Genomic DNA, 14,789 nt, shown 5'->3' with positions numbered 1-14,789 from the left:
TGGCTAACAGGATGCCCACCAATTCCGCCGGTTCGCTCGCGGCGTTTCTGAGAGACCGGCGCACCCGGCTCGATCCGGCCTCGTTCGGATTTTCAGGGCGCCGGCGCACGCCGGGGCTGCGCCGGGAGGAAGTGGCCCAGCGCGCCAACATCAGCCCGACCTGGTACACATGGCTGGAGCAGGGTCGTGGCGGCGCGCCTTCGGCCGATGTGCTGAACCGCATCGCCAAGGGGCTGATGCTGACCGAGGCCGAGCGCGAGCACCTTTTCATGCTCGGGCTCGGACGCCCGCCCGAGGTTCGCTATATCGGCGCGGAAGGCATCAGCCCCCGGCTGCAGCGCCTCCTCGACACGCTTGAAGCGAGCCCCGCCTTGGTCAGGACCGCTACCTGGGATGTCGTTGCCTGGAACCGCGCCGCCCAGGTCGTGCTGACCGATTACAGCGCCCTGCCCGCAGACCAGCGCAACATTTTGCGCTTCATGTTCCGCAGCCCGGCCATCCGCGAAAAGCAGCACGACTGGGAAAACCTCGCACGTTTCGTGGTGGGCGCCTTCCGCGCCGACGCGGCGCGTGCCGGCGCGGTGTCCGAGGTACGCGAACTCGTCGACGAACTGTGCAGCGCCAGCCCCGAATTCGCCGCCCTGTGGCGCGAGAACGACGTGCTCAGCCATGGCGACGGAACCAAGCGACTGAAGCACCCGGTGCTCGGCGACATCGAGCTGGAATATTCGGGATTCGCGGTCGACGGCCGCCCGGATCTGAGCCTGACCGTCTACAATCCGGTCGACAGCGCGGTCGCGGAGCGGATTCGCGAACTGGCCCGGCACTCCAAAGCGCAGGTGTCATCGGAGCCGGTGCGATGATCCCTGCTCCTTCCTGGAACATTCCAGAAATGCGCAGCCGGTTGCGTCCGACGATGCGTCCCATGAAACCGTTATCGCGGCGCCTCACCACCGCATCCCGCCGACAAAGTCGATGAATGCCCGTAGCGGCGCCGGGATGAGGCGGCGGCCGGGATAATAGAGGAACGGGCCGGAAAACTCCTGCCACCAGGGCTCCAGTACCGGCTCGAGCCGGCCATCGTCGAAATAGGGGCGCAGCCAGTCCTCGAACAGCGAGACGATGCCGCCGCCGGCGACCGCCACATCGAGCGCAAGCGCCATAGCCGTGTCGGTGCTGACCAGCAGCGGCCCGGTCGGCTCGACGCTCACTATCTCGCCGTCGCGCTCGAACTCCCAGGGCGGCGTCAGGCCGCTGGCGAAGCGGCCGCGCAGGCATGCGTGATCGAGGAGGTCGCGCGGATGGTCGGGCCGGCCACGCCGGTCGAGATAGACCGTTGCGGCAGCGGTGGCGAAGCGCTGCCGGCGCGGGCCGATCGGTACGGCGATCATGTCCTGCTCCAGCCGCTCGTCATAGCGGATGCCGGCATCGCAGCCGCTCGCCAGTATGTCGACGAAACTGTCCTCGGCGGTCACCTCCAGTCTTATGTCGGGATAGGCGGCAAGGAAGGGCGGCAGAAGGCGCGGCAGAACCAGTTTCGCCGCCACGACAGGCACGTTGAGCCGCAGCGTGCCGGCCGGGCGGCCGCGAAAGCCGTTGACGACATCGAGTGCTGCCTCGACCTCGCCGAGCGCGGGGCCCAGCCGCTCCAGCAGGCGTGCGCCGGCCTCGGTCGGTGCGACGCTGCGCGTGGTGCGGTTGAGGAGCCGCACGCCGAGCCCCGCCTCCAGCCGCCGCACCGTTTCGCTGAGGCTGGAGGCGCTGACGCCGCTGACCCTGGCCGCCTCGCGAAAGCCGCCGGCGCGCGCCACCGCCATGAATGCCTGGAGGTCGCCCAGATCCGCCATTGTTCGCCTTTCCGCACAGCCTGTGCCGATTGCGCCATATTATCGCGCAAGCGGGCATTGTCTATATCTGGGCCGATCCACAGGAGATTGAGACCATGACTGACATCAGCAAGGCCGGAACATTCAAGCTTGGCGACCGCATCGTGAAGCGCATGGGCTACGGCGCCATGCAATTGGCCGGACCCGGCGTGTTCGGCCCGCCGAAAGACCATGACGGTGCACTCGCCGTGCTGCGCGAGGCGGTGGCGAGCGGTATCGACCATATCGACACCAGCGATTTCTACGGTCCGCACGTCACCAACCTGATCATCCGCGAGGCGCTGCACCCCTATCCCGCCAATCTCACCATCGTCACCAAGGTCAGTGCCCGGCGCGGCGCCGATGCATCGTGGATCCCCGCAATGTCGCCGCAGGAACTGACGCAGGCCGTGCACGACAATCTCCGCAATCTGGGACTGGACACGATGGAGGTCGTCAACCTGCGCTCCATGCACGGCATACACGGCCCGGCCGAAGGCTCGCTCGAACCCCAACTGAATACGCTCGCCGAACTGCAGCGTCAGGGTCTGGTGCGCCATATCGGCTTGAGCAATGTCACATCAACCCAGATCGCGCAGGGGCGCGGCATCGTCGACATCGTTTGCGTGCAGAACCAGTACAACATCGCGCATCGCGAGGATGACGCACTGATCGACGAGCTTGCCGCGGCCGGCATCGCCTATGTGCCGTTCTTCCCGCTCGGCGGCTTCACGCCGCTGCAATCCAGCACGCTGGCCGATGTCGCGCAAAAACTCGGCGCCACGCCCATGCAGGTGGCGCTCGCTTGGCTCCTGCGTCGCGCGCCCAACATCCTGCTCATCCCCGGCACCTCGTCCATTGCGCATCTCAGGCAAAACATGGCGGCGGCGGAGCTGGAGCTGCCAGCCGACGCGCTTTCCGTGCTGAACGGGATCGCGGACGAGACCGAGCAAGCAGCCTAAGCCGGCGCGACTAGCGCTTGCCGGGCGGCACCGCTGTCCGGCAAGATCCCGACCTCGGCGGCGGCTTGCGCAGCCGTCGCCGGCCATGGCATCTGGTCCGGTACAACGGATCGATCCGAAGCAGCATGGCTCCACGACCACCACGACCCGGCGTCAGCCTCAACCGCGCGCTGTCGAAGCTCGGCCTGTGCTCGCGCACCCAGGCCGAGCGGCTGATCGCCGAGGGCCGCGTGCGCGTCGGTGGCAAGGTCGCGCGCGATGCTTCCCTGCGCGTCGATATGAATCGCGACCGCATCGCCGTCGACGGCGAAAAAATCGTTGCCGAGCGCAAGGTCTATCTCATGCTCAACAAGCCGCGCGGGCTGGTCACGACCCGCGACGACCCGCTCGAGCGCGACACCGTCTATGCCTGTCTCGAAGGGCTTGACCTGCCTTTCGTCTCGCCGGTCGGCCGGCTGGACAAGGCGAGCGAAGGCCTGCTGCTGATGACCAACGACACGCGCTTCGCCAACCGGCTGATGGACCCGGCCTCGCACCTGCCCAAGACCTATCATGTTCAGATCGCCACGGTGCCCGACGCGGCGGTGCTGGAAGCGTTGCGCGCCGGCGCGCGTATCGACGGCGAGACCTTGAGCGCCAACTCGATCGAGCTGCTGCGCAGCGGCGGCCGCACCGCCTGGCTGGAGATCGTGCTCGACGAGGGCCGTAATCGCCACATCCGGCGCCTGCTCGCCGCCCACGGCATCGAGGTCAAGCGCCTGATCCGCGTGGCCATTGGCCGCTTGCCGCTCGGCGATCTCGCCAAGGGTACTGCGAGGCATTTGACGCCCGATGAATTGGCGCTGCTGGCGGGGTGAATAGGCGCAGGGTTGGCACTGTCGTTCGACATATCTGAAAATCGCGCCGGCACTTCCGTCTCCTGACGGAAAGCTGTCAGGAGCCCCGGCCTATAGAAGGCCGGGAGCCCAGCCGCGGCTTCGACGATCAGGGAGCCAATGCGATGAATTTCGTCTCTGTCCGCATCATCACGTCCGATGTCCAGCGCCTCGTGCGCTTCTATGGCGAGATCACCGGCATGCCGGTGACGATGTACACGGAGGATTTCGCCGAACTGGCGACGCCGGCCTGCACGCTGGCGATCGGCAGCACGCGCACCCTGATGCTGTTCGGCAGCGACATCGCCCGCCCAGCCGACAACCGCACGGCCATCATCGAATTCCGAGTCGGCGACGTCGATGCCGAATTTGCCAAGTTGGCGGAAACAATCAAGGGCGCAATTGTCCAGGAGCCTACCACCATGCCCTGGGGCAACCGCTCGCTGCTGTTCCGCGACCCCGACTGCAATCTGGTGAATTTCTTCACGCCGGTAACCGCCGAGGCGATCCGGAAGTTCGACAGCTAGGCCGCCCTACTTCCCGTTCCACTTGCGCACCACCGGCTCGCCGAGGTCATGCTCGTAGCCGAGCACGCTGATGCTGGCCGTGTCGAGCACGAACAGCGCGCCGTCCTGCGGCGGCAAGTCGAGCCAGCGGGCGGTGAGCACGCGCAGGAAGTGCGCGCTGGAAAAGATCAGCGTGTCGGCGTTGGCCTCGCGCAGGCGATCGATGATCCTGTCGGCGCGGGCGCCCACATCGGCCGCCGTTTCGCCTTGCGGGCAGCCATCGCGAAAGACGTTCCAGCCCGGCCGTTCGGCCAGGATTTCCCTGGTGGTACGCCCCTCATAGGCGCCGTAGTCCCATTCCTGCAGGTCGTCCATCTTGACGCTTTGCGCCCCGAAGCCGGCAAGCACGCTGGTGTTGTAGGCGCGTTGCGAGGGGCTCGACCACACGGCCGAAAACGGCAGGCCTTTCAGCCGATCCGCCACACCCCGCGCGGCCGCCTCGCCGGCTGCCGTCAGCGGCATGTCGGTGCGGCCGGTGTGCTGGCCCGACAGGCTCCACGCCGTCTCGCCATGTCGGACCAGATGGATTTGAGGAAACGCACTGCTCATGACGGGCCTTTCGAAGTTGCCGCACCTTAGAGGACGATGCGGCGAAGGGGAATCCAGTCCGGGGTGGAACGCCCGTTTGGGCGCGGTCCATGCAATGCCCACCACATTCCCTGGCCCTGATCCCTGCCGCATTGGCACAATGACTGGGCGCCGGGCATGACTATGTGTGGTCCATAGGTTCATCAGGCACGATAGGTCACGATCATCATGTACAAACATCTGCTCATCGCCACCGACGGGTCGGAACTGGCCGACAAGGGCGTTGCCCACGGCCTCGGGCTGGCAAAGGGCCTCGGCGCCACCGTGACCTTCGTCACCGTCTCGGAACAATTCCCGATCTTCGCCTGGGGCGGCGCCATGGCGGGCTACGCCGCGGGCGATGGGCTGGCCGCCTATCAGGAAGAAGCCCGCAAATACGGCAAGGAGGTGCTCGACAAATGCAAGGCTTCCGCCGAGGGGCTGGGCGTGTCGGCCAAGGTCGTGCACATCGAGGACAGAAGGCCCGCCGAGGCGATCCTGGAACTGTCGCAGACCGAACGCTGCGACCTGATCGTCATGGCCTCGCACGGCCGCCGCGGATTGGGCAGGCTGCTTCTGGGAAGCCAGACGGCGGAAGTCGTATCCTACAGCGAAATCCCGGTCCTGGTGGTGCGGTAGGCCGGGTCCGGCCAGTCGGCGCTCTGCAAGCGGCACTCAGAACGCCGCCTCGGCCACCAGATAAAATCCCAGCGCCAAGAGCCCGGCGAAGAACACTTTGCGAAAAGTCTCGACGCTCATGCGCCGGCGCAGCGCCTGGCCGACAGCCATGCCGGCGAGCGCAGGCGCCAGCACCGCGACCGAACCCGCCAGCCCGGCCGTCGGCGAGGCCAGGGCGCCGGCCCTGAACAGCCCGATGGCCAGCGCCGCCGTCGACACGGTGAAGGACAGGCCGAGCGCCTGGATCAGCTCTTCCCTGCCCAGCCGCAGCGATTGCAGGTAGGGCACCGCCGGAATGACGAAGACGCCGGTGGCGCCCGTGACCAGACCGGTCGCCACCCCGACCAGCGGCGATAGCAAGGCCTCCTGGCGTGGCGGCGTTGAGAAGCCGGCCTTTGCGAGGCCGAGAACGGCATAGAGCACCAGTGCCACGCCGAGCGCGCCGGACGCGGCCGCCGTATGCGCGCCGGTGAGCAGGCCGGCGCCGGCAACGGTGCCGATCACCACGCCGGCCATCATCGTCCATAGCCGCCTGACGAGCCCGCCGAACGAAGGACCGGTGGACAATTGCCACAGGTTGGTAACCAGCGACGGGATCAGCAGAAGCGTGGCCGCTTCGGCCGGCGCCATGGTCACCGCCAGCAGGCCCATTGCCACTGTCGGCAGGCCCATCCCGACCACGCCCTTGACGAAGCCGGCGGCAAGGAAGACGGCGCAGACCCAGGCGACGGCGGCGGCGCTCAGCGGCTCAATCATGGAGCAGCATGTCGGCGGCGTCGATCCCCGCTGCCGGCCCCGCCGGTCCGGCGGCACTGCTGACAGGGGCGGATGTCATGGCGCATCCTGGCATGCCGGAATCCGAGCGCGCCACGGCCAGAAGGGCGACGGCAACCGCCAGCAGCATCGCCGCGCTTTCAGCGATGCCGAGCCCTTGCCGGTTCGATGCTGGTTTTCTCATCCTGGACCTCCACCGAAACTGTTTGACGAAATTCGCCGTCACCCACAATGTGGAAATCGCGGTACCAGCCTTCGGCTGAGGCGAAGGCTGGTACCGCAAGCCGGTCGGCCCGCTGCGCCATCGATCGCGTGATAGCGGCCATCGCCCGGGCCGTCTTGCGGGAGGAAAAAGATGCGCTTCGACCTCGTCGATCTCCGGCTGTTCCTGCTGGTCGCCGAGCGCGGCAGCATCACCCATGGCGCCGAGCTCGCGGGCCTCGCGCTGGCCTCGGCCAGCGCCCGCATCAAGGGCATGGAGGACAGGCTCGGCGCGCCGCTTCTGGAGCGCCGCCGGCGCGGCGTGGTGCCGACCGCCGCCGGCCAGGCGCTGCTGCATCACGCGCGCGCGGTGCAGAACCAGATCGAGGCGATGGCCGGCGAGCTCGGCGCCTATGCCACGGGCCTGCGCGCGCGGGTCCGCCTGCTCGCCAACACGGCCGCCACCAGCGAGCTTCTGCGCGACAGGCTGCCGGCCTTTCTGGTCGCGCATCCCGGCGTCGACATAGACCTCGATGAGCGCCCCAGCCACGAGATCGCCGAGGCGGTGGCGAGCGGCGCCGCCGATCTTGGCATTGCCGCGACCTGGGCCGGCCTTTCCCATCTCGAGCAGAAACCGTTCTTCGTTGACCGGCTGGTGGTGATCGCCTCGCGGACCCGGTCCGGCCTCGAAGGCCGCGCGACCGGCCTCGCCGACATTCTCGGTGAAACCTTTGTCGGCCTGAGCGCCGGCCATCCCTTGCAGGAGCACATCACCCGCCAGGCCGCGCGCCTGGGCGGTCATCTGCATTTTCGCATCCGCGTGCCCGGCCTCGACAATGTCTGCAGGCTGGTGGCGCAGGGCGCGGGCGTCGCCATCGTGCCGGAAAGCACGGTGCGCCGCTCGGCGCCCAGCCTGCGCAGCCTGCGGCTGACGGACGACTGGGGAACCCGCCAGCTCAATCTCTGCGCCCGCCGCTTCGACACGTTGACGCCGCAAGCCAAGCTGCTGGTGGCCGCGCTGGTGTGAAGCCGCCGCCACATGCTGAATTCGCGTGGAATCATGCCTTGCCTTTAAGGAATCCATGAAATAGCTTGTTTGCACATAGGCAAAAAAATCGCCTAGCTTTTTTCGTTTTATGAAAGACGGGGGACTTGCGGGAACATCTCGATCTGACCGATCGGCGGCTGGTCAAACAGCTGTCGCAGGACGCACAGCCGGGCATCAACCGCCTCGCCGAGATTCTGGCGATCTCGGTGCCGACGGTGCGCACGCGGCTGCGCAACCTGCTCGACCGCAACCTGCTCAAGATCGTGGGGCTCTTGAACCTGACGGAGCGGCCCGAACTGATCTCGGCCATCGTCGGCATCAACGCGCAAGGGCGCGGCCGCGCCCGCGAGCTGGCGCAGCGCATTTCCGAACTGCCCTTCGTCAACTCGGCCTCGGTCGTCACCGGGCGCTTCGACATCATCGTCGACGTGACGGTGGCCGGCGACGTCGCCGATCTCTACCGCGTCACCAGCGAGTTGATCCCGGGCGCCGGCGAGCCGGGCGAGGTCGTGCGCAGCGAGACCTTCGTCGTCATGGCGTCCTGCAACAAATGGGTCAGCTTGCCGGAAGGCTGCTGGTCCGACGACAGCATTCGCAAGGAGCCGGCATGAGGATAGCGGTTCTCGGGGGCCTCGGCCTGCTCAACCCGCTGCTGCATGTGCCGGACGCGCCTTTCTTCGACGCGTTGGCCAGCCGCGGCATCGCGGTCGCCGAAACGGCGGCCCGGCACTAAGGAGACGGATTTTCGAACGGTGGCCGCCGCCGGCAACGGCGCCGCCGCTCAAAAAGCACCCTGTAGGGTGGACAACAAGACGACAAAAGGAGGAATGCCCAATGAAACCAATGAACATTGCCAAGCTTTTCATCGCCGGCCTCGCACTGGCCGGCCTCACCGCCGCCGCCAGCGCCGGATCGCTCGACGACATCACCAAGCGCGGCGAACTGCGTGTCGCCGTGCAGACACAGGGACCGCCCTTCTCGCTGGTCGGCGCCAATGGCGAACGCACCGGCAGCTCGGTGGAACTGGCCGAACTGATGGCCAAGGAAATGGGCGTCAAGATCACCTTCCTCGACTTCGACTGGGACGGCCTGATCCCGGCGCTGCTTTCGGGCAAGGCCGACCTTCTGGTCGCCGACATGACGCCGACGCTGGCACGCGGCATGAAGGTCGCCTTCACCACGCCTTACATGTATACGGGCAGCACCGTCTTCACCAAGGCCGACGGCAAGTTCAAGACCGCCGACGACTGCAAGGCCAAGGGCACCAAGATCGCCGTGCTGCTCGGCGCCACCGGCGAGAAGGAAGCCAAGGCAGCCTTCCCCGATGCCGACATCAAGAGCTACAAGGGCGGCGGTCCGCTGCTGCTCGACGCCGTCAACAACGGCCAGGCCGATTGCGGCGTCAACGACGTCTCGGCGGTCAAGGGCCAGTCGACGGCTTATCCGGCCGGGACCTTCACAATCATGCCGGACCTCCTCTCGAAGGAGCCGCTTGCCTTCGCCACCCGCTATGACGAGCCGGATCTCCTGATCTGGATGAACCTGTTCCTCAACCAGGTCACCATCGACGGCCGCCTGCAGAAGAACCTCGACTACTGGGTCAATTCGGAAGACTGGAAGAAAGATCACTGATTAGGGATTAGGGATTAGGGATTAGTGAGTAGCGAATTAGTGAGTAGTGGATAGGGAATTCCGGATCCGCCTGCCTACTCACTACTCACTACTCACTATTCCCTACCCACCATTCACGGCCATGCTCGAGAATTTCAGCTTCCGCACCATCGTCGAATACCTGCCCCTGTTCGGGCAGGGCCTGGTCACGACCGTGTGGCTGTCGGCGCTGTCCTTTTTCGGCGCGCTCGCGGTCGGCATCCTGTTGTGCGCGATGAACCTGCAGCGCGGCTGGCTGTTTCGGGTGCCGGCCAAGGCCTATATCGACGCCGTACGCGCCACGCCCTTGCTGGCGCAGCTCTATTTTCTCTATTTCGGCCTGCCGCGCCTCGGTTTCGTGCTGCCCGAACTCATCGTCGGCATCCTCGCGTTGTCACTGAACAGCGGCGCCTATGTCGCTGAAATCATTCGCGCCGGCATCCTGTCGATCCCGCGCGGCCAGGTTGAGGCCAGTGTTGCTTCGGGCATGACCTATGTCCAGCGCATGCGCCTGGTGGTCTTGCCGCAGGCGTTCAAGGTGACGATCCCGCCGCTGCTGGGACAAGCGATCGTGCTGGTCAAGGATTCGGCGCTCCTGTCGCTGATCTCGGTTGCCGAGCTGACGCGCGCCGGTCAGTTGCTCGCCTCCGACCGTTTCATGCCGGCGGAAGGATTTCTCACCATCGCCGCCTTCTACCTCCTGCTCTATTACGGCCTCAAAGGGCTGGCGGTTCTCTCCGGCCGCTGGCTCGGCTCGGCGGGAGCGCGCATATGATCTGGCAACAGTTGCAAAGCCTTGCGGGCAGCTATCCGCTGGCGCTGCGCGGCCTCGGCATGACCGTGGTGCTGTCGCTGATCAGCCTGGTGCTGGGCACCCTGCTCGGCTTCGGCCTGGGCATCTTGCGGACCGGCGGCAACCGGTTGATCTCCGGCGTGATCGGTGCCTGGGTAGACCTCATCCGGGGCACGCCGTTTCTGGTGCAGATATTCCTGATCTTCTTCATCTTGCCGGAGCTGGGCATCGAGCTCGACGCCTTCACCGCCGGCATCATCGCGCTGACCAACCTCGCCGCCTGCTTCATCTGCGAGATCGTCGCCGCCGGCATCCGTTCGGTTCCGACGGGCCAGGTCGAGGCGGCACTGGCGTCCGGCCTGTCGCGCTGGCAGCGCATGCGCCAGGTGGTGCTGCCGCAGGCGATGCGCATCGTGCTGCCGCCGCTGGTCGGGCAATATGTGCTGCTGATCAAGGACTCTTCGGTCGTCTCGGCGATTGGCCTGACCGACCTCACCCGCGTCGGCTGGCTGGTGGTGCAGCGCGTGCCGAACGGCCTGCTGGTGTTCTTCCTCGTCGGCGTCGGCTATTTCATCGTCTGCTATCCGCTGATCATGCTCGCCCGCCGGCTCGAGCGGCGCATGGGTGCCGCCCATGGCGAGGTGCAGATATGACATCGAACCCAAAGGTTCTGACCACATGACCAAAACGGGCATGATCGATTTTCGCGGCGTCAACAAATGGTTCGGCCCGCTCAACGTGCTGAGGGACATCACGCTCAGCGTCGAGCCGCGCGAAGTGGTCGTCGTCTGCGGCCCGAGCGGGTCGGGCAAGAGCACGCTTATCCGCTGCATCAACGGGCTGGAGACGATCAAGGACGGCGACCTTGTCGTCGACGGCCAGCGGCTCGGCGACCCCGCCACCAACATGACGAAGCTGCGCACCGAGATCGGCTTCGTCTTCCAGTCCTTCAACCTCTACCCGCACAAGACCGCGCTCGAAAACGTCACGCTGGCGCCGATCCATGTCCGCAAGATCCCGCGCGCCGAGGCCGAGCAGGCCGGCCGCGAACTGCTGGCCAAGGTCGGGCTTGCCGACAAGGTCAACGCCTATCCTGCGCAGCTTTCAGGCGGCCAGCAACAGCGTGTGGCGATCGCCCGCTGCCTCGGCATGCGCCCAAAGATCATGCTGTTCGACGAGCCGACCTCCGCCCTCGACCCCGAGATGATTTCGGAAGTGCTCGACGTCATGGTCGCGGTTGCCGAGGAAGGCATGACCATGATGGTGGTGACGCATGAGATGGGCTTTGCCCGCAAGGTCGCCCAGCGCGTGGTGTTCATGGATGCCGGCGCCATCGTCGAAAGCGGCACGCCCGACGAGTTCTTCTCGCACCCCAGGACCGATCGCAGCCGCGCATTCCTGAGCAAGATCCTGCGGCACTGACCGGCGCCGCCGCCTTCAAGTGACCGCCAGCACCTTGCCCGTATCGTGCTGGCGCACGAAATCCACGCGGCGGCCGTCCCAGTGGTAGCTGTAGTGCCTCCCCTGGACGGGAACGGTGATTGCATCCGGCCAGAAGATGCCGATGCACTGCCCGCTTGGCATGCGCACGCTGTTCCACACCAGCCCGTCGCTGCCGGCCGCACGCAAGGCGCGGCCTTCGGCCTGCGAGGCGGTGTAGTCGTCCGGGTCGAGCGCGCCGGGCACCGCGTTGACGTCATCGAGGTCGCGATCGACGCTGCCGATCAGCACGCGGAAATCCGCGGTCCAGCCCGGCTCCTCCTTGGTGGCGCGCATAAAATTCTGGTGGTGGTGGATGGTTTCGGCCAGCGCCACCTCCTCGCTGTCGCCGGCATAGTAGATGCCGTAGCTGCCATCGGAAAACCGCCCGGGCCGCAAGGTCGAGCAATGCACGAAGGGCGCCATCACGAAACTTGCGCCGGGTCCGGACACCCGCCTTTCGGCCGGCACCTTGCCGAGATCGCCGAGCTCCAGCCGGATGCGCGGATTGGTCTTCTCCTCGACGGCGGCCAGCGCTTCCCAATCGCGCGGGTCGGCAATGTCCTCGAAGAGGTCGATAGGCGGATGGATGGAGCGGATGATGCGGAAGGTCTGGGGCCAGTGGACGCGGCGCCGGACCGCGAGCCCACTCACCATCCACCACGCTCCGCGTCGAGCCATTCGCGCATCGCGGCAAGGTCGGAGATTTCGCCGCGCAGCATCAGGTCGAGCGCCGATTGGCCGCCGAACGTGGCATTGGGCTTGCGGATCCAGGCATAGCCGCGCGCCGGCTCGGTGAAGAGATAGCGCAAACCCTTGTGGATGCCCATCAGATGCGCCATGCGGGTGCGCAGGTCACGGTCGATCCGGCCGATGCCGCCTTCCTTCCAGCGCGCCCAGGTGCGCGCCGACATGCCGCCGAGCAGGATGCAGGCCTCGAGGTCGGTGAGGCCCCACGCCTTGAACAGATTGACCGTGGTGCGCGCCAGGGCGCCCGCCTCTTCATCCGAGATGGCGCTGCCGACCGCGGCCGGCGTGGTGACGATGGACTGAAGCTGCATTTTCTGCTCCCGCTATTGGCAGACATATAGCATGTATTTGCCAATTGGCAAGGAAACAGGACCAGAGCGGCCACCTAAAAAGGTGGCGCGGCATAACAGACCAGGGTTCCTCGCCCCCACAAAGGTGGGGGAGAGGTGGCTCGGCGAAGCCGAGACGGAGCGGGGGAATGGCGCGGCGTGGATATGCCGTGAAAACCTTCCAGCGCCGCAGCCCCCTCTCCGACCGCTTCGCCGCCACCTCTCCCCCGCTTTGCGGGGCCGAGGAACCCACGTTCTGTGAGGGCGGCTCTTGTCCGCCTACTCCGCCGCCTCATACCCCGCGATACCCTTGATCTCCAGAAAATCCTCCAGCCCGTATTCGGCGTATTCGCGGCCGTTGCCGGATTGCTTGTAGCCGCCGAAGGGCAGGCCGGCGTCCCATTGGGGATAGTTGATGTAGACGTTGCCGGAGCGCATGCGCGCCGCGACGTCGCGCGCCTTCTGGATATCCTTGGCCTGGATATAGGAGGCAAGGCCGTAGACGGTGTCGTTGGCCTGCTCGACCGCCTGCTCGACCGTGTCGTAGGGCATGATGGCCAGCACCGGCCCGAAAATCTCCTCGCGCGCGATGCGCATGTCGTGGGTGACATCGGCGAACACGGTCGGCCTGACATAGTAGCCACGGTTGAGTTCGGCCGGACGGCCGGGGCCGCCCGTGACCAGCGTGGCGCCCTCGTCGATGCCGCTCTGGATCATGTCCTGGATCTTGTCGAACTGGGCCTGGCTGACGACAGGGCCGAGCTTGGTGCCGGGAGCGTCGGCCGGGCCGACCACGAACTTTTCCGCCGCCGCCTTGGCGTAGGAAGTCGCCTCGTCATGACGGTCGCGTGGCACGAACATACGGGTTGGCGCGTTGCAGGACTGGCCGCTGTTGCTGAAGCAGCCGGCGACGCCCTTGGTCACGGCGGTGGCGAGGTCGACATCCGGGAACAGGATGTTGGCCGACTTGCCGCCAAGTTCCTGGTGCACGCGCTTGACGGTGTCGGCGGCGGCCTTGGCCACCAATATGCCGGCCCGGGTGGAGCCGGTGAACGACATCATGTCGATATCGGGATGGCTGGACAGCGCCTGGCCGACGCCGGGGCCGTCGCCATTGACGAGGTTGAACACGCCCTTCGGCACGCCGGCCTCGTCGAAGATCTCGGCGAAGATGATGGCGTCGAGCGGCGCGATCTCGGATGGCTTCAGCACCATGGTGCAACCGGCGGCAAGCGCCGGACCCACCTTGCAGGTGATCTGGTTCAGCGGCCAGTTCCATGGCGTGATCAGGCCGACGACGCCGATCGGCTCCTTGACGATCAGCGAGGAGCCCTTGACCTGCCGGAACTGGAAGCTCTTCAGCACTTCCGCCATCTTGGCCAGATGCGCGAGCCCGATGCCGACCTGGCTGTCGAGCGCCATCCGGCGCGGCGCGCCCATCTCGCGTGACACGGCGAGCGCAAGGTCCTGGCTGCGCTTCTTGTAGACCTCGATGACGCGGTTGAGGATGTCGAGCCGTTCCTCGACCGAGGTGAAGCCGAATGTGCCGAAGGCCCGCTTCGCGGCGACCACCGCCTTGTCGACGTCGGCCTTGGAACCAAGCGAAATCTGCGCGAAGCTATCTTCGTTCGACGGATCGATGACATCGATCGTGTTGGGCACGACAGGATCGACCCACGCGCCATCGATGTAGAACTGCAGATTGTGTGACATGATTTCTCCTGAGGGGCGCCGCACAGCCGTCCGGTGTGATATCTGGTTAGAAATAACGATGCGCGAATGGCGGTGTCAAACGCAACCCCGAACTGGTGAGCGAGCCGCGAGCGGTTGAACCAGCCGGGCGGGCGATAGCTGGAATAGAACGAGTTAAAGCAGAGTATGCCCGGCTTCGCCCAGAAGCCGTGTCGCCGCGACCCGATCGGCGGCTTTCACCAGCAGGTGATCGCCGTCGAAAGTCGACACCACGAAAATGCCCAGCTCGTTTTCCGACAGTGGCCTGATGACCGACAACACGATGCCGGTTTCATCGAAAGCGAAAGGTCCTTGGAGCTTGAAGGCGACCCACTCGTCATCCCGCTTGACGCCATCTGGAACGCGATCCTGCAGACAGACGATCGAAAGTTCATCCTCGGTTCTGGTGATGCTGACGAAGCCTGGCCCGTCCGCCCAACCGGGAACGCTCGCTCCAGGCTCGAGCCGCGAAATCGCGTACAGCCCGGGCAGTTGCTTCAGCCTGATTTTGGCAGCCATTG

General features: G+C 66.0%; 20 protein-coding genes. 12 read left to right on the top strand and 8 right to left on the bottom strand.

Features of this window, described 5'->3' with window-relative positions; all coding sequences use genetic code 11:
* The first annotated feature begins 11 nt into the window (after positions 1-11).
* On the top strand, positions 12-863 hold the full coding sequence (locus FJ959_RS14625) for a helix-turn-helix transcriptional regulator (protein ID WP_181171913.1): 852 nt from the start codon (positions 12-14) through the stop codon (positions 861-863).
* An 84-nt stretch (positions 864-947) separates the two neighbouring features.
* Here the strand turns inward: FJ959_RS14625 and FJ959_RS14620 are convergent, their stop codons facing one another.
* Positions 948-1,847 carry a LysR family transcriptional regulator gene (locus tag FJ959_RS14620; RefSeq protein ID WP_140630532.1) on the bottom strand — a complete coding sequence of 300 codons (900 nt, stop codon included), beginning with the start codon at positions 1,845-1,847 and terminating at the stop codon, positions 948-950.
* Between the two features lie 95 nt (positions 1,848-1,942).
* Here FJ959_RS14620 and FJ959_RS14615 point away from each other — a divergent pair, with 95 nt between their 5' ends.
* The 3 genes from FJ959_RS14615 to FJ959_RS14605 all read left to right on the top strand — a co-directional run bounded on the left by FJ959_RS14615 (position 1,943) and on the right by FJ959_RS14605 (position 4,229).
* On the top strand, positions 1,943-2,827 hold the full coding sequence (locus tag FJ959_RS14615) for an aldo/keto reductase family oxidoreductase (protein WP_140516213.1): 885 nt from the start codon (positions 1,943-1,945) through the stop codon (positions 2,825-2,827).
* Positions 2,828-2,952: 125 nt separating this feature from the next.
* Positions 2,953-3,684 (top strand): pseudouridine synthase, encoded by a 732-nt coding sequence (locus FJ959_RS14610; protein WP_140516215.1) that lies wholly within the window; start codon positions 2,953-2,955, stop codon positions 3,682-3,684.
* A gap of 143 nt (positions 3,685-3,827) precedes the next feature.
* On the top strand, positions 3,828-4,229 hold the full coding sequence (locus FJ959_RS14605) for a VOC family protein (protein WP_140516217.1): 402 nt from the start codon (positions 3,828-3,830) through the stop codon (positions 4,227-4,229).
* Between the two features lie 6 nt (positions 4,230-4,235).
* Here FJ959_RS14605 and FJ959_RS14600 read toward each other — a convergent pair whose 3' ends face one another.
* Positions 4,236-4,817 carry a histidine phosphatase family protein gene (locus FJ959_RS14600; protein ID WP_140516219.1) on the bottom strand — a complete coding sequence of 194 codons (582 nt, stop codon included), beginning with the start codon at positions 4,815-4,817 and terminating at the stop codon, positions 4,236-4,238.
* Between the two features lie 207 nt (positions 4,818-5,024).
* Between FJ959_RS14600 and FJ959_RS14595 the strand changes: the two genes are divergently transcribed.
* Complete coding sequence (locus FJ959_RS14595) at positions 5,025-5,474, top strand: universal stress protein (RefSeq protein WP_140556341.1); 450 nt, start codon at positions 5,025-5,027, stop codon at positions 5,472-5,474.
* A 36-nt stretch (positions 5,475-5,510) separates the two neighbouring features.
* Here FJ959_RS14595 and FJ959_RS14590 read toward each other — a convergent pair whose 3' ends face one another.
* Positions 5,511-6,269, bottom strand: a complete 759-nt coding sequence (locus FJ959_RS14590; RefSeq protein ID WP_140630529.1) for a sulfite exporter TauE/SafE family protein — start codon at positions 6,267-6,269, stop codon at positions 5,511-5,513.
* Positions 6,262-6,471, bottom strand: coding sequence for a hypothetical protein (locus FJ959_RS14585; protein ID WP_140499156.1), 210 nt, complete (start codon positions 6,469-6,471; stop codon positions 6,262-6,264). The genes FJ959_RS14590 and FJ959_RS14585 overlap by 8 nt, the downstream gene beginning before the upstream one ends.
* Before the next feature lie 171 nt (positions 6,472-6,642).
* On the opposite strand from FJ959_RS14585, the gene FJ959_RS14580 reads away from it, so the two are divergent.
* The 7 genes from FJ959_RS14580 to FJ959_RS14555 all read left to right on the top strand — a co-directional run bounded on the left by FJ959_RS14580 (position 6,643) and on the right by FJ959_RS14555 (position 11,401).
* Positions 6,643-7,515: a LysR substrate-binding domain-containing protein gene (locus FJ959_RS14580; protein WP_140630526.1), complete on the top strand. Its 873-nt coding sequence runs from the start codon at positions 6,643-6,645 to the stop codon at positions 7,513-7,515.
* Positions 7,516-7,640: 125 nt separating this feature from the next.
* Complete coding sequence (locus FJ959_RS14575) at positions 7,641-8,147, top strand: Lrp/AsnC family transcriptional regulator (protein WP_140499160.1); 507 nt, start codon at positions 7,641-7,643, stop codon at positions 8,145-8,147.
* Positions 8,144-8,269: a hypothetical protein gene (locus FJ959_RS32505; RefSeq protein ID WP_263486469.1), complete on the top strand. Its 126-nt coding sequence runs from the start codon at positions 8,144-8,146 to the stop codon at positions 8,267-8,269. The genes FJ959_RS14575 and FJ959_RS32505 overlap by 4 nt, the downstream gene beginning before the upstream one ends.
* 110 nt (positions 8,270-8,379) lie before the next feature.
* A complete protein-coding gene (locus tag FJ959_RS14570) occupies positions 8,380-9,168 on the top strand; it encodes an ABC transporter substrate-binding protein (RefSeq protein ID WP_140516312.1) in 789 nt (262 codons plus the stop codon).
* Between the two features lie 121 nt (positions 9,169-9,289).
* Positions 9,290-9,961, top strand: a complete 672-nt coding sequence (locus FJ959_RS14565) for an amino acid ABC transporter permease (RefSeq protein WP_140630523.1) — start codon at positions 9,290-9,292, stop codon at positions 9,959-9,961.
* On the top strand, positions 9,958-10,632 hold the full coding sequence (locus tag FJ959_RS14560; protein ID WP_140630521.1) for an amino acid ABC transporter permease: 675 nt from the start codon (positions 9,958-9,960) through the stop codon (positions 10,630-10,632). Before FJ959_RS14565 ends, FJ959_RS14560 begins: the two co-directional genes overlap by 4 nt.
* A 25-nt stretch (positions 10,633-10,657) precedes the next feature.
* Positions 10,658-11,401 carry an amino acid ABC transporter ATP-binding protein gene (locus FJ959_RS14555; protein ID WP_140499166.1) on the top strand — a complete coding sequence of 248 codons (744 nt, stop codon included), beginning with the start codon at positions 10,658-10,660 and terminating at the stop codon, positions 11,399-11,401.
* Between the two features lie 15 nt (positions 11,402-11,416).
* On the opposite strand, the gene FJ959_RS14550 is transcribed toward FJ959_RS14555, so the two are convergent.
* From FJ959_RS14550 to FJ959_RS14535, 4 genes are all read right to left on the bottom strand, one after another.
* Complete coding sequence (locus FJ959_RS14550) at positions 11,417-12,115, bottom strand: RES family NAD+ phosphorylase (protein WP_140516231.1); 699 nt, start codon at positions 12,113-12,115, stop codon at positions 11,417-11,419.
* The gene (locus tag FJ959_RS14545) at positions 12,109-12,519 is read right to left on the bottom strand and encodes an MbcA/ParS/Xre antitoxin family protein (protein ID WP_140559857.1); all 411 of its coding nucleotides are present in this window, start codon (positions 12,517-12,519) and stop codon (positions 12,109-12,111) included. The genes FJ959_RS14550 and FJ959_RS14545 overlap by 7 nt, the downstream gene beginning before the upstream one ends.
* A gap of 297 nt (positions 12,520-12,816) precedes the next feature.
* Complete coding sequence (locus FJ959_RS14540) at positions 12,817-14,250, bottom strand: aldehyde dehydrogenase family protein (protein WP_140559858.1); 1,434 nt, start codon at positions 14,248-14,250, stop codon at positions 12,817-12,819.
* 153 nt (positions 14,251-14,403) lie between these two features.
* Positions 14,404-14,787: an ACT domain-containing protein gene (locus FJ959_RS14535; protein WP_140516236.1), complete on the bottom strand. Its 384-nt coding sequence runs from the start codon at positions 14,785-14,787 to the stop codon at positions 14,404-14,406.
* Between the last annotated feature and the right edge of the window lie 2 nt (positions 14,788-14,789).

This window comes from Mesorhizobium sp. B2-2-4 (assembly GCF_006442375.1).
Classification (GTDB): domain Bacteria; phylum Pseudomonadota; class Alphaproteobacteria; order Rhizobiales; family Rhizobiaceae; genus Mesorhizobium.
This window is presented reverse-complemented; position numbering and strand designations above follow the sequence as displayed.

Bases quoted from the DNA above. Each gene is read 5' to 3' on its own strand.
- FJ959_RS14555 (WP_140499166.1), top strand. From the start codon at position 10,658: ATGACCAAAACGGGCATGATCGATTTTCGCGGCGTCAACAAATGGTTC.
- FJ959_RS14550 (WP_140516231.1), bottom strand. From the start codon at position 12,115: ATGGTGAGTGGGCTCGCGGTCCGGCGCCGCGTCCACTGGCCCCAGACC.
- FJ959_RS14610 (WP_140516215.1), top strand. From the start codon at position 2,953: ATGGCTCCACGACCACCACGACCCGGCGTCAGCCTCAACCGCGCGCTG.
- FJ959_RS32505 (WP_263486469.1), top strand. From the start codon at position 8,144: ATGAGGATAGCGGTTCTCGGGGGCCTCGGCCTGCTCAACCCGCTGCTG.
- FJ959_RS14535 (WP_140516236.1), bottom strand. From the start codon at position 14,787: ATGGCTGCCAAAATCAGGCTGAAGCAACTGCCCGGGCTGTACGCGATT.
- FJ959_RS14595 (WP_140556341.1), top strand. From the start codon at position 5,025: ATGTACAAACATCTGCTCATCGCCACCGACGGGTCGGAACTGGCCGAC.
- FJ959_RS14590 (WP_140630529.1), bottom strand. From the start codon at position 6,269: ATGATTGAGCCGCTGAGCGCCGCCGCCGTCGCCTGGGTCTGCGCCGTC.
- FJ959_RS14625 (WP_181171913.1), top strand. From the start codon at position 12: ATGCCCACCAATTCCGCCGGTTCGCTCGCGGCGTTTCTGAGAGACCGG.
- FJ959_RS14620 (WP_140630532.1), bottom strand. From the start codon at position 1,847: ATGGCGGATCTGGGCGACCTCCAGGCATTCATGGCGGTGGCGCGCGCC.
- FJ959_RS14615 (WP_140516213.1), top strand. From the start codon at position 1,943: ATGACTGACATCAGCAAGGCCGGAACATTCAAGCTTGGCGACCGCATC.
- FJ959_RS14565 (WP_140630523.1), top strand. From the start codon at position 9,290: ATGCTCGAGAATTTCAGCTTCCGCACCATCGTCGAATACCTGCCCCTG.
- FJ959_RS14560 (WP_140630521.1), top strand. From the start codon at position 9,958: ATGATCTGGCAACAGTTGCAAAGCCTTGCGGGCAGCTATCCGCTGGCG.
- FJ959_RS14580 (WP_140630526.1), top strand. From the start codon at position 6,643: ATGCGCTTCGACCTCGTCGATCTCCGGCTGTTCCTGCTGGTCGCCGAG.
- FJ959_RS14545 (WP_140559857.1), bottom strand. From the start codon at position 12,519: ATGCAGCTTCAGTCCATCGTCACCACGCCGGCCGCGGTCGGCAGCGCC.
- FJ959_RS14585 (WP_140499156.1), bottom strand. From the start codon at position 6,471: ATGAGAAAACCAGCATCGAACCGGCAAGGGCTCGGCATCGCTGAAAGC.
- FJ959_RS14570 (WP_140516312.1), top strand. From the start codon at position 8,380: ATGAACATTGCCAAGCTTTTCATCGCCGGCCTCGCACTGGCCGGCCTC.
- FJ959_RS14600 (WP_140516219.1), bottom strand. From the start codon at position 4,817: ATGAGCAGTGCGTTTCCTCAAATCCATCTGGTCCGACATGGCGAGACG.
- FJ959_RS14540 (WP_140559858.1), bottom strand. From the start codon at position 14,250: ATGTCACACAATCTGCAGTTCTACATCGATGGCGCGTGGGTCGATCCT.
- FJ959_RS14605 (WP_140516217.1), top strand. From the start codon at position 3,828: ATGAATTTCGTCTCTGTCCGCATCATCACGTCCGATGTCCAGCGCCTC.